Below are 11,717 nucleotides of genomic sequence, written 5' to 3' on the forward strand. Positions count from 1 at the left end.
AAGCGGCGGTCGTGGTGGTGGCAGCGTCGACCGAGCCCACGCCGGAAGCCGAACCCGCAGGCGTCGCCGCAGCCGAGTCCGAGGCTCCGGCCGCGGCCCCGGCCAAGAAGACGGCCCGCAAGGCCGCGGCGAAGAAGGCCCCGGCGAAGAAGGCCGCCGCCAAGAAGACGACGACGGCCAAGAAGGCGGCGACCAAGAAGACGACCGTCAAGAAGACGGCCAAGTCGGCGTCGAAGAAGACCTCGGCGGCCGAGCAGACGTCGTCACCGAGCGTGTCAGCACCGACCGAAGACTGAGCCTTCGGTAGTACCTCCCCGGTGCCCCGTCCTGTCACATACAGGGCGGGGCACCGTTCTGTTTCGGGCGAGCTGTGAGCTGTCAGCGGGGGCGGGAGTTGAGGCGGGCTGCCTGGCGGGTCAGGTGGGTGCGTTCCGCCAGGGTGGGGGCCTTCTTCGCGGCCTCCGCGTAGAGCTTTGCCGCCGTGGTCAGGTCGCCGTCGCGTTCGTGGAGGTACGCGGCCACCGCGGTGTGGCGGGGGAGTGTGTCGTCCAGTGCATCGAGCGCCGCCAGGCCCGCGCGCGGGCCGTCCGCCTCGCCCACGGCGACCGCGCGGTTGAGGCGGACGACCGGGCTGTCGGTCAGGCGGGCGAGTTCGTCGTACCACTCGACGATCTGCACCCAGTCGGTCTCCGCGGCCGTCCGCGCGTCCGCGTGGAGCGCCGCGATGGCCGCCTGCGCCTGGAACTCGCCCAGCCGGTCGCGCGCGAGGGCCGTCTGCAGGATCTCGACGCCCTCGGCGATCGACCTGGTGTCCCAGCGGCCACGGTCCTGCTCGGCCAGCGGCACCAGGCTGCCGTCGGCGGCGATCCGGGCGGCGCGGCGGGCGTGGTGGAGCAGCATCAGCGCGAGCAGCCCCGCCACCTCTGGGTGGTCGATCCCCGCCGCGAGCTGCCAGGTGAGCCGGATCGCTTCGGCGGCGAGGTCGACGTCGCCCGAGTACCCCTCGTTGAACACCAGGTAGAGGACACGCAGCACCGTCGCGACATCGCCAGGCTGGTCGAACCGTACGCCGGAGACCGTGCGCTTGGCCCGGCTGATGCGCTGCGCCATGGTCGCCTCAGGCACGAGGTACGCCTGGGCGATCTGCCGTGTGGTGAGCCCGCCGACGGCGCGCAGGGTGAGTGCGACGGCGGACGACGGTGTCAGCGACGGGTGGGCGCACAGGAAGTAGAGCTGGAGCGAGTCGTCCACCGCCGGCGCGGGCCCGGGCGCCGGTTCTTCGTCCACGACGTTCTCGCGCCGGCGGCGGGCGGTGTCCGCCCGCGTCGCGTCGAGGAACCGGCGCCACGCCACCGTGACCAGCCAGCCCTTCGCGTCGCGCGGAGGATCGGCAGGCCAGACGCGTACCGCCTCGACCAGCGCGTCCTGTACGGCGTCCTCGGCCGCCGCGAAGTCGGCTCCGCGGCGGACGAGGATGCCGAGGACGCTCGGCGTCAGGCTCCGGAGCAGTAGCTCGTTCACGTACGGCTCACTCCGTGACGGTGGGTGCCGCGCCCAGGAACGGGCGCAGTTCGAGCCACTCGTGGATCGGCTTCCCGCCTGCCCCGGGCGCGGCCGACAGCTCCCCGGCCAGCTCGACGGCGCGCTCGTAGCTGTCGACGTCGATCACCATCCAGCCGGCGATGAGGTCCTTGGTCTCGGCGAACGGACCGTCGGTGACGGGCGGACGCCCTTCGCCGCCGTACTGGACGAACGTCCCCTTGGGGGAGAGCGCCTGGCTGTCGACGAACTCGCCGGTCTCCTCAAGACGGGCCGCGAAGTCCTTCATGTACTGGACGTGGTCGATGACCTCGTCCGGCGTCCACTTCTCCATGGGAACGTCGTTGACCGCGGCCGGAGCGCCACGGTAATGCTTGAGCAGCAGGTACTTGGCCATGATGGTTCTCCTCGGTGCCGGCGTGCGACCCATTCTGGTCGCGTTCACAGCAGGGACGGAGCGGGCCACGGGTTCTCGACATGGTCGCGCGAGAAAATTGTTCTGGGGTGCGGCGGGTGGAACGGATCTTGGTGGTGGGGGTCACCGGCGCGGGCAAATCGACGCTCGCCCGAGCGCTGGCCGGCCGTCTGGACCTGACCTACCACGAGATGGACGCGCTGCACTTCACGGGCCCCGACTGGGCGACGAACGAGACGTTTGCCGAAGACGTGTCACGGCTCACCGCCGGGTCCCGCTGGATCGTGGACTCCCTCGGCTACCCGGAGGTCCGTGACCTGCTGTGGGACCGGGCCGACACGGTCATCTGGCTCGACTATCCGAAGCGCGTCATCATGCCCCGCGTCCTGCGCCGGTCGCTGCGCCGCACCGTCACGCGCGAGCGGATCTTCGGCGGCAACAGGGAAACGTGGAGGGGCTGGCTGAGCCGCGAACACCCGGTGTGGTGGGCCTGGTCCCAACACGCCCCGCGCCGCGCGGAAATCGCCCGCCGCGCAAGCGATCCCCGCTTCGCCCCGCTCGCCGTCCACCGCTTCGGCCACCCGGACGAGACGGCGTCCTGGCTGGCGGCGCTATGACCGACTACCGGTAGACCGAGGTGAAGGCCGCCCAGGCGGCGGGGGAGAGGGTGAGCCGGCCCGCGTCGGTGTCTTTGGTGTCGCGGACGTGGACGGTGTCGGGGGTGGTGGCCACCTCGACGCAGTTGTCGCCGCCGCTGCCGCTGTAGCTGCTCTTGAACCAGTCCAGTTCTGCTTCTGCGGCGCGGCTCATAGCACTTCTCGCGCGTAGGCGGTGAAGGCCGCCCAGACGGTGGGGGAGAGGGTGAGCCGGCCCGCGTCGGTGTCCTTGGTGTCGCGGACGTGGACGGCGTCGGGGGTGGTAGCGATCTCGACGCAGTTGTCACCGCCGCCGCCGCTGTGGCTGCTCTTGAACCAGTCCAGTTCGGTGGTGCGGCTCATCGCGCTTCCCGTACGTAGGTGGCGAAGGCCGACCAGGTGCTGGGGGAGACGGTAAGTCGGACGGTGAGGCGGTTCTTGGAGTCGCGGATGTGGACGGTGTCCGGCGTGGTAGCGATCTCGACGCAGTTGTCGCCCTCGGTACCGCTGTAGCTGCTCTTGAACCAGTCGAGTTCGACGGTGCTCATAGCGCTCCTCGCATCTGCTCCAGCAGACCGGTCGTGGCCTCGTCGCCGAGGGCCTGCGCTCGCATCCTTCCATAGCGCTGCAACAGCGCGCTGACGCCGTCGGGTGAGGTGATCAGGCTGCTCGACTTCTGGCTCTCGGTGTAGCCGATCCACTGGTGAGCCGAGGTCTCGGCGAGGTAGATCGGCCCGTCGAGGCCGGCGTGGAAGCGGCTCCGCAGGGGCATGACCTGGATCTCCACGTTGCGGAGCCGTGCCCGTTCCAGCAGGTGGTCGACGAGGGCTCGCGTCACGTCGTCCCCGCCGGTGCGCCTTTCGAGGAGCGCCTGCTCGATGATGAAGCAGAACGTGACATTGGGCTTGTCCACGAGCAGTTGCTGCCGCTCGAGTCGAGCCGCGACCTGCTGTTCCACTTGCTCGTCGGTCAGGGGCGGGAGGCTGTTGCTGAAGGCGGCACGGATGTACGTCTCCGGTTGCAGCAGGCCCGGGATCACGCGGCACTCGTACGCGTACAGCGACACCGCCTCCTCCTCCACCCCCGCCCACTGCCGGAACCACGACGCCAGCCCCGCCTTTCGCGTCAAGCTGTGCGCCGCCGCCTCCAGTACGTGGGCCGCCGTCGGGCCCAGGACTTCGCCGGCCCTGTCGACCAGGTCCTTCGGCGGGTAGCGCTTGCCCTGTTCGATCTTGGCGAGGTAGGGGACCGAGTACTGGACCCGTGGGGCCAACTCCTCCTGGGTCAGGCCCGCTTCCGTTCTCAGCGCCTTCAGTACCGCGCCGAAGGTCTTGAGGCTGTCCGACATCTCGGGTTCACTGCTCATGCCGCCTCCGACGCGTTCCTGTGCAACTCTCGACGCACGCAGCATTACGTGGAGTTAGCCACCCGGTCCACCGCCCGAACCCATACAGCCTCCGCTGTACTGGTGTCGTACCTGGTGAACCGTCCCTTCGCGCCAGGACGCTGGGGGCATGCCAGCGACTCAGCAGACTCAAGTGGTCGTCACCGTACGTGCGTTCGTCCAGCGGTTCTCCGCCACCCGGCGTGGTGCGCGGCTGGCGCGGGTGCTTGCTTTGCAGCAGCTCGACGCGTGGGGGGTGCCGTACGACTCCGAGGCGTCCGACGCCGTCGCTCTCGTCGTCGCCGAGCTGGCGAGCAACGCCGTTCTGCACGGGCGGGTGACCGGGCGGGGCTTCGCGGTGCGGCTCGCGTACGAGCCCGACGCCGCGTTCTTGCGGGTCGAGGTCTCCGACACCCATGACGCGCTTCCCGGCAGGGGCGACCACTGCGTCGACAGTGAGCGTGGGCGGGGGCTCGTCATTGTCGAGGCACTCGCGCTGCGGTGGGGTGTGAGCGGGCGGTCCGGGCCCGGGAAGACCGTCTGGGCCGTCATCGCCGTCGGGGCCGGAGTGGCAGGTGTCAGTCCGGGAGGTCCAGGTCCGTCAGTACGTACGTGATGTCCAGGCCCGTCGTCAGGTAGTGCTCGAACAGGCCGTTGTTGAACGCCCACGACGAGCGGCGGCGGCGGATCAGGTCGATTGCTTCTTCGGCCTCCAGGCCGTCCAGCTCCATCAGCGTCTGGGCCACGATCAGGCCGGACCTGTTGTAGCCCGAGTAGCAGCGGACGAGGGCGGTCCTGCCGTCGCGTACCGCGTCCGCCGTCGTCGTGGCCAGGGTCTGCACCGTGCGGATCTGGGGCGGGGTGAGGGAGGCGTCGGGGATCTCGCCGACCAGGTGGTCCACGCCCGGGTCGGGGCCGTGGTCCGGGCGGGTGAAGGCGCTGACGACCAGGTCGAACTCGTCCGTGACCACCACGGGCCGCAGCAGGCCCGTGGTGTCCGTCCAGACATGGCCGCCCATCCAGAGGCCCGGCCTGATCTCGTCCCAGCGGGTCTGTGGGGCGGGGACGTGGTCCTTCTGGCGCGTGTTCACTCATGCTCCTTCGCCGCCCGGCTCATCGAGGTAACGACACGATCCGCCGTTCCCGTTCCCGTTTCCGTTCCCCTTCCCGGTCCGTATTCTGAAGAGCGGAGGCCCCGGACCGAGTTCCCTTAGCCGCAGGAGGAGACCGCGATCGCAGACCGGCCGCACCTGCTGTCGGAGCAGTTCGAAGCCGTGGCCCGATCGCTCGCGCGGGAGGCGGAAGAGCTCAGGCCGGAGCTGATCCACGGAAAACTGGGAGTCAAGCCGGTTCCGGACGGCGATCACGGCCGGATCATTCAGTGGCTGACCCGGATCTGCATCCAGGCGGGCCCTGAGCTGTGGGTCCATGACCAGGGGCTGCGTGTCGAGACCTACCGCACGGGACATGCGCGGCCCGACGGCGTGCTGGCGCCCGCCGACGTGTTCGTCGGGCACGGAGAGTGGGCCGATGCCGGCCCCGCACTCATGGTTGTCGAGGTCACCTCGTACGACTCCGACTCCGACTCCGACTCCGACTCCGACACGGACCGGCGCGACCGCGTCGAGAAGCCGCGCGCCTATGCCGAGACCGGGATCCCGGTCTATGCCCTGATCGACAGGGACAGCTGCGAGGTGATCGTGCACAGCGTGCCGGACGGCGTGCGGTACGAGCGGTCGGACCGGATCCCGTTCGGCAAGGCCGTCGAGCTTCCCGCGCCCGTCGGGATCCGGCTGGACACCGAGCCGCTCATGGGCTGGGTGCGCTGAGAGCACCAGGCCCAGGGGCTCCGAGGGCTGGTTTGACCCCCCGTACCGGCGCCCCGTACCCTGAACCTTCGGCGTGTCTATGCACGTCCACTCCTGAGCACCTACCTCCCGGAATTCCGGAGCCCTCGGCTCCCGGGCCTTCGGGGGAGGCCGCTCTCCCTTTCAGGATCGTCTCGGGCCCCGGCCCGTGCGGGCGGCTGGCTTCAGGAGTTCCGTATCGAGCGAGAGTGAGTATCCGTGTACGCCATCGTGCGCAGCGGTGGTCGTCAGCACAAGGTTGCTGTCGACGACATCGTTGAGGTTGACAAGATTCCCACCGCCAAGGTTGGCGACACGATCGAGCTCACCGCTCTGCTCGTGGTTGACGGCGACGCCGTCACCAGCGACCCGTGGGTGCTCGACGGCATCAAGGTCACGGCCGAGGTCGTTGACCACCACAAGGGCGTCAAGATCGACATCCTTCGCTACAAGAACAAGACCGGCTACCGCCGTCGCCAGGGTCACCGCCAGCAGTACACGGCGATCAAGGTCACCGGTATCCCCACCGCCGCGAAGAAGTAAGGGACTGACGAGACATGGCACACAAGAAGGGCGCATCGTCCACCCGTAACGGGCGCGACTCGAATGCGCAGCGGCTCGGCGTGAAGCGCTTCGGCGGTCAGGTCGTCAACGCCGGTGAGATCCTCGTCCGCCAGCGCGGCACCCACTTCCACCCGGGCGCGGGCGTCGGCCGTGGCGGCGACGACACGCTGTTCGCGCTCAACCCCGGTGCGGTCGAGTTCAGCACCGCGCGTGGTCGCAAAGTTGTGAACATCGTTCCGGTTGCCTGACCTCGACTGAGTCGCTGGGCAGCACTGCTGGAACGTTCTGCGCTTGGGGCGGACCTCACTTCTCTGACGGGAAGTGGGTCCGCCTTTCGCGTGTTGTTCGGTATGAGTTTTTCCGTATGTACTGGAGGCAATCCCCATGACCACCTTCGTGGACCGCGTCGAGCTGAATGTCGTCGCGGGTAACGGAGGCCACGGCTGCGCCTCCGTACACCGTGAGAAGTTCAAGCCGCTGGGCGGACCCGACGGCGGCAACGGCGGCCGTGGCGGCGACGTCATCCTGGTCGTCGACCAGGACGTGACGACGCTGCTCGAATACCACCACTCGCCGCACCGCAAGGCCACCAACGGCAGGCCCGGCGAGGGCGCCAACCGTTCGGGCAAGGACGGCCAGGACCTGGTCCTGCCGGTGCCCGACGGGACGGTCGTCCTCGACAAGAAGGGCAACGTCCTCGCCGACCTGGTCGGTCAGGGCACCACGTACGTCGCCGCAGAGGGCGGCCGTGGCGGGCTCGGCAACGCGGCGCTCTCCTCGGCGCGCCGCAAGGCGCCCGGCTTCGCGCTGTTCGGTGTGCCCGGTACGGCCGGTGAGGTCGTCCTGGAGCTGAAGACCGTCGCCGACGTGGCGCTCGTCGGCTACCCGAGCGCCGGCAAGTCCTCGCTGATCTCCGTGCTGTCCGCGGCGCGTCCGAAGATCGCGGACTACCCCTTCACCACCCTGGTGCCCAACCTCGGTGTGGTCACGGCGGGTTCGACCGTCTACACCATCGCCGACGTGCCCGGTCTTATCCCCGGCGCCAGCGAGGGCCGCGGGCTGGGCCTTGAGTTCCTGCGCCATGTCGAGCGCTGCTCCGTGCTCGTGCACGTCCTGGACACGGCGACCCTGGAGTCCGACCGTGACCCGGTCACCGACCTCGATGTCATCGAGGAGGAGCTGAAGCAGTACGGCGGGCTCGACGACCGGCCGCGGATGGTCGTCCTCAACAAGATCGACATCCCGGACGGCAAGGAGCTGGCCGAGATGATCCGCCCGGAGCTGGAGAGCCGCGGCTACCGCGTCTTCGAGGCGTCGGCCGTCGCGCACACCGGGCTGAAGGAACTCTCCTTCGCCATCGCCGAGTTCGTCGCCAAGGCCCGTGCCGAGAAGCCGCAAGAGGAGGCGACCCGTATCGTCATCCGGCCCAAGGCCGTGGACGACGCGGGCTTCACCGTCGCCTTCGACGAAGAGGAAGGCGTCTACCGCGTACGGGGCGAGAAGCCCGAACGCTGGGTGCGGCAGACCGACTTCAGCAACGACGAGGCAGTCGGCTATCTCGCCGACCGGCTCAGCAGGCTCGGCGTCGAGGACCAGCTGCGGAAGGCCGGTGCCCGCGCGGGCGACGGAGTGGCGATCGGCGCCGATGACGACGCGGTCGTCTTCGACTGGGAGCCGACGATGATGGCCGGCGCCGAGATGCTCGGCCGCCGTGGTGAGGACCACCGGCTCGAAGCGCCCCGGCCGGCCGCGCAGCGCCGCAGGGACCGCGACGCCGAACGGGACGACCCGCAGAAGGAGTACGACGACTTCCGGCCGTTCCAGTAGGACGCCCGGGGGGCGCCGCCAGCGGAAGCCGGAGGACGATCAGGGGGCACCCGCAGGACGTCCGGGCACCGGACGTCCCCACGACGTCGTGGCGTCCGCTCCGCAGTACGCCCCGCCCCGGCAAGAGGTCATTCCCGTAACGATCCGGGCCGCCCACGGTCTCGTCACCGACCGTGCGCGGCCCCGTCGCCGCGCGTGCCGTATCCGCCGCGGCCGTCGGCCCGGCGGCCACGTAGACCCCGTGGACCAGGGAGAACGCGCCAACGTGTGGTGTCGGTCACCTTCTTGGCCGTCGCGCCGTCGGGCAACATCGCTGGCCAGAGGGTGAACGCCCGGTATCGGCCGCATGGCCTGCACCGGGCGTCCGCCTTGCGAGACGGTCACGGAGAGTGCGACCATCGCTCTGTCCTCCACTCGTCTCAAGGCAGGTCGTTCCGTGTCTGTGCTCCATGAAGTCCGGCCCCGCACCACCGCAGTCGTCCTCGCCGGTGGTACCGGCCAGCGCGTGGGCCTGTCGATTCCCAAGCAGTTGCTGAAGATCGCGGGCAAGGCTGTCATCGAGCACACCCTCTGGATCTTCGAGCAGTCCGAGTCCATCGACGACGTGATCGTGCTGATGGCCCCCGGCTACGTGCCCGACGTGGAGAAGATCGTCGCCAAGGCCGGGCTGACCAAGGTCTCCCGGGTGATCGAGGGCGGCACGACACGCAACGAGACCACCGAGCGCGCCATCGAGGCGCTGAGCGAGGGCCTTGCCGAGGGTGAGGACCGCAACGTCCTCTTCCACGACGCCGTACGGCCGTTGCTCTCGCAGCACGTGATCAAGAGCTGTGTGGACGCGCTCGACCGCTACCAGGCCGTCGACGTCGCCATCCCCTCCGCCGACACGATCATCGTGACCCGCACGCACGGTGAGGACGGCGAGTTCATCACCGACGTGCCCGACCGGTCCCGGCTGCGGCGCGGCCAGACCCCGCAGGCGTTCAAGCTCTCCACCATCCGCAGGGCGTACGAGGTCGCCGGCGGAGACCCCAACTTCCAGGCCACCGACGACTGTTCGGTGGTCCTGAAGTACCTGCCCGACGTGCCGATCTACGTGGTCGCCGGCGACGAGTTCAACATGAAGGTCACCCAGCCGGTCGACGTCTTCATCGCCGACAAGCTCTTCCAGCTCGCCTCGACCGCCGCGCCCCGCCAGGCCGACGAAGCGGCCTACCGTGAACTGCTCCAGGGCCGCACGCTCGTCGTCTTCGGCGGCTCGTACGGCATCGGCGCCGACATCGCGGCGCTGGCCGAGCAGTACGGCGCGACGGTCTACGCGCTGGGCCGATCCACCACCGGTACGCACGTGGAGAATCCGGAGCATGTCGACGACGCGCTGTCGAAGGCGTACTCCGAGACCGGGCGCATCGACTACGTCATCAACACGGCGGGCGTGCTGCGCATCGGCAAGCTCGCCGAGACGGACAACACGACGATCCAGGAAGCCCTGAACGTCAATTACCTGGCGCCGGTGCAGATCGCCCGTGCCTCGTACAAGTACCTGGCCGAGAGCAAGGGCCAGTTGCTGCTCTACACCTCCAGCAGCTACACCAGGGGCCGCGCCGAGTACAGCCTCTATTCGTCCACCAAGGCCGCCATGGTGAATCTCACCCAGGCTCTGTCGGACGAATGGGCGGGCGAAGGCATCCGGGTGAACTGCGTCAATCCGGAGCGTACGGCGACCCCCATGCGCACGAAGGCGTTCGGCGCCGAGCCCGCGGGCTCGCTGCTCTCCTCCGAAGCTGTCGCCCGTACCTCCCTCGACGTGCTCCTCTCCGAACTGACCGGGCACGTCATCGACGTACGCCAACAGGACCCCACCCGCGGGGCTTCCGAGGCGTCCGGCTTCGAACAGGCCCTGGCGGCCGTGCTGGACCGTCAGGGAGATGTGTAATAATCCGTAACAAGTTGTACTTTTCGGGCCTTTGTGCACGCGATTTCGCGTGCACAGGGGCCCGAGTGCGTGAAGCCCCGCCTTCACAATTCCCGCCAACTATGTAATAACCGGCACCCCCTCTGGAGCAGGTTCTTCGTGATTTCGACCGCCATTCGACTGGCCCGCGTGGGCAGCCGGTCAGAGCTGGCCGCGGCAGCCCTGCTGGGGCTTGGGTTCCCGTGCGCCATACTCGCCGCGCTGATTCCGAACATCTGGTTCTTCGCCGTCGCGGTCATCGCGACCTATGCAGCCGACCGGTATCTCTACCACCGCGGCAGCTATTTGATAAACCGGCTCGACAAGGTGCGGGCCGGTCTCGCGATCCGCTTCCTGGCACGCCAGCTCCTGCTGGTCCTGCTGCTGGCCCGGCTGGACCTGGCCGGTGAGGCGCTGACCTACGCGGCGGTGGCCGGCTTCCTGATCTTCTACGCGCTGCACACCGCGCAGGGCGCGCTGGTGATGCTGCTCAGGCTGCGCCGCACGATGCCGGTCGTCACCCGCAACGTGGACCTGCACGCCATAAGGATCCCCAACGCCCCGCCGAACATGCTGGTGCGCCGGGCCAGCGAGAAGATGCTCCACCTCGACCTGCCGATGATGGCCGGGGTGTTCGTCGCCGCCTGGACCGGCACGTACGAGTTCGGGTACGCGGGCGTCGCCCTGACGCTCCTCCTCGCGCTGCTCTACGTGCTGGCCATCGCGCCGTACCTGCGCCGCAGCCGGCTCGTGCCGCCCGCCGCCGACGTGCTCGAAGCCGTCGACGGCTGGCTGCGCGAGTACCAGCCGCAGGTGGTGCTGTACTTCTCCGGTTCCAAGGAGTCGGCGTACCAGGTCAACATGTGGCTCGAAACGATGGAGCAGCTCTCCGAGCGGCTGCTGATCATCCTGCGCGAGCGCGCCATCGCGACCCAGCTCGCCGCCACCCCGGTGCCGGTGATCTGCGTCCCCGGCGGCACGCATCTGATGAACCTCGACCTGTCGACGGTCCGCGTCGCGCTCTACGCGGCGAACGTGGGCAAGAACATCCACCTGCTGCGGGTGCCGACCATGCAGCACGTCTTCATCGGGCACGGCGACAGCGACAAGATCGCCAGCGTCAACCCGTACAGCAAGGTGTACGACGAGGTGTGGACCGCAGGACGGGCGGGCCGCGACCGCTACGCGCTCGCCGACGTCGGGGTGCGCGACGACGACATCGTCGAGGTGGGCCGCCCGCAGCTCGCCCCGATCGAGCAGGGCACCGGCACGACGCGCAAGCCGATCCCGACGATCCTCTACGCGCCGACCTGGGAGGGCTGGGACGACAACCCCGGCAACACCTCGCTGCTGCTGGCCGGCGAGAACATCGTCAAGCGGCTGCTCGACGCGGAGCAGCCCGTTCGGGTCATCTACAAGCCACACCCCTTCACCGGCATCCGCGACAAGAAGGCCAAGGCCGTTCACGCGCGGCTGATGGAGATGGTGAACGAGGCGACGGCGGCCAGGGCGGCCGAGCCGCGCTGGGCCGAGGCAGCGGCGGCCGCGCGCG

General features: G+C 69.1%; 15 protein-coding genes and 1 pseudogene. 9 read left to right on the forward strand and 7 right to left on the reverse strand.

Annotated features, from left to right (window positions below; translation table 11 throughout):
- Nucleotides 1–296, forward strand: a 296-nt coding sequence (locus tag HY68_RS17275) for a hypothetical protein (protein ID WP_198533289.1), incomplete at its 5' end; no start/stop codon positions are given.
- A gap of 82 nt (nt 297–378) precedes the next feature.
- Here HY68_RS17275 and HY68_RS17280 read toward each other — a convergent pair.
- Both HY68_RS17280 and HY68_RS17285 read right to left on the reverse strand, forming a co-directional pair.
- Complete coding sequence (locus tag HY68_RS17280; RefSeq protein ID WP_041989795.1) at nt 379–1,521, reverse strand: DUF6596 domain-containing protein; 1,143 nt, start codon at nt 1,519–1,521, stop codon at nt 379–381.
- Between the two features lie 7 nt (nt 1,522–1,528).
- Nucleotides 1,529–1,936 (reverse strand): YciI family protein, encoded by a 408-nt coding sequence (locus HY68_RS17285; RefSeq protein ID WP_041989798.1) that lies wholly within the window; start codon nt 1,934–1,936, stop codon nt 1,529–1,531.
- Between the two features lie 116 nt (nt 1,937–2,052).
- Between HY68_RS17285 and HY68_RS17290 the strand changes: the two genes are divergently transcribed.
- On the forward strand, nt 2,053–2,571 hold the full coding sequence (locus HY68_RS17290) for an AAA family ATPase (protein ID WP_041989801.1): 519 nt from the start codon (nt 2,053–2,055) through the stop codon (nt 2,569–2,571).
- A 4-nt stretch (nt 2,572–2,575) separates the two neighbouring features.
- On the opposite strand, the gene HY68_RS17295 is transcribed toward HY68_RS17290, so the two are convergent.
- From HY68_RS17295 to HY68_RS17310, 4 genes are read right to left on the reverse strand one after another with little or no spacing between them, the layout of a single operon-like run.
- Nucleotides 2,576–2,764 carry a DUF397 domain-containing protein gene (locus HY68_RS17295; RefSeq protein WP_041989804.1) on the reverse strand — a complete coding sequence of 63 codons (189 nt, stop codon included), beginning with the start codon at nt 2,762–2,764 and terminating at the stop codon, nt 2,576–2,578.
- Nucleotides 2,761–2,952, reverse strand: a complete 192-nt coding sequence (locus HY68_RS17300) for a DUF397 domain-containing protein (RefSeq protein ID WP_041989807.1) — start codon at nt 2,950–2,952, stop codon at nt 2,761–2,763. Before HY68_RS17300 ends, HY68_RS17295 begins: the two co-directional genes overlap by 4 nt.
- A complete protein-coding gene (locus HY68_RS17305) occupies nt 2,949–3,137 on the reverse strand; it encodes a DUF397 domain-containing protein (RefSeq protein ID WP_041989810.1) in 189 nt (62 codons plus the stop codon). The genes HY68_RS17300 and HY68_RS17305 overlap by 4 nt, the downstream gene beginning before the upstream one ends.
- Complete coding sequence (locus HY68_RS17310) at nt 3,134–3,955, reverse strand: helix-turn-helix transcriptional regulator (protein ID WP_041989814.1); 822 nt, start codon at nt 3,953–3,955, stop codon at nt 3,134–3,136. Before HY68_RS17310 ends, HY68_RS17305 begins: the two co-directional genes overlap by 4 nt.
- Before the next feature lie 148 nt (nt 3,956–4,103).
- On the opposite strand from HY68_RS17310, the gene HY68_RS17315 reads away from it, so the two are divergent.
- Nucleotides 4,104–4,589, forward strand: a complete 486-nt coding sequence (locus HY68_RS17315) for an ATP-binding protein (protein WP_041989816.1) — start codon at nt 4,104–4,106, stop codon at nt 4,587–4,589.
- Here the strand turns inward: HY68_RS17315 and HY68_RS17320 are convergent.
- On the reverse strand, nt 4,552–5,064 hold the full coding sequence (locus HY68_RS17320; protein WP_041989819.1) for a dual specificity protein phosphatase family protein: 513 nt from the start codon (nt 5,062–5,064) through the stop codon (nt 4,552–4,554). The genes HY68_RS17315 and HY68_RS17320 overlap by 38 nt on opposite strands.
- 183 nt (nt 5,065–5,247) lie before the next feature.
- Here HY68_RS17320 and HY68_RS17325 point away from each other — a divergent pair, with 183 nt between their 5' ends.
- From HY68_RS17325 to HY68_RS17350, 6 genes and pseudogenes are all read left to right on the forward strand, one after another.
- On the forward strand, nt 5,248–5,802 hold the full coding sequence (locus HY68_RS17325) for a Uma2 family endonuclease (RefSeq protein WP_241778603.1): 555 nt from the start codon (nt 5,248–5,250) through the stop codon (nt 5,800–5,802).
- A gap of 237 nt (nt 5,803–6,039) precedes the next feature.
- Nucleotides 6,040–6,363, forward strand: a complete 324-nt coding sequence (gene rplU, locus HY68_RS17330) for a 50S ribosomal protein L21 (protein WP_041989823.1) — start codon at nt 6,040–6,042, stop codon at nt 6,361–6,363.
- Between the two features lie 14 nt (nt 6,364–6,377).
- Complete coding sequence (gene rpmA, locus HY68_RS17335) at nt 6,378–6,632, forward strand: 50S ribosomal protein L27 (RefSeq protein ID WP_041989826.1); 255 nt, start codon at nt 6,378–6,380, stop codon at nt 6,630–6,632.
- 136 nt (nt 6,633–6,768) lie between these two features.
- Nucleotides 6,769–8,211 carry a GTPase ObgE gene (gene obgE / locus HY68_RS17340; RefSeq protein WP_041989829.1) on the forward strand — a complete coding sequence of 481 codons (1,443 nt, stop codon included), beginning with the start codon at nt 6,769–6,771 and terminating at the stop codon, nt 8,209–8,211.
- A 436-nt stretch (nt 8,212–8,647) separates the two neighbouring features.
- Nucleotides 8,648–10,147, forward strand: coding sequence for a bifunctional cytidylyltransferase/SDR family oxidoreductase (locus tag HY68_RS17345; protein WP_041989832.1), 1,500 nt, complete (start codon nt 8,648–8,650; stop codon nt 10,145–10,147).
- Between the two features lie 168 nt (nt 10,148–10,315).
- A pseudogene (locus HY68_RS17350) lies at nt 10,316–11,717 on the forward strand (hypothetical protein); the annotation flags it as partial.

It is taken from the genome of Streptomyces sp. AcH 505, assembly GCF_000818175.1.
In the GTDB taxonomy this organism is placed as follows: Bacteria; Actinomycetota; Actinomycetes; order Streptomycetales; family Streptomycetaceae; genus Streptomyces.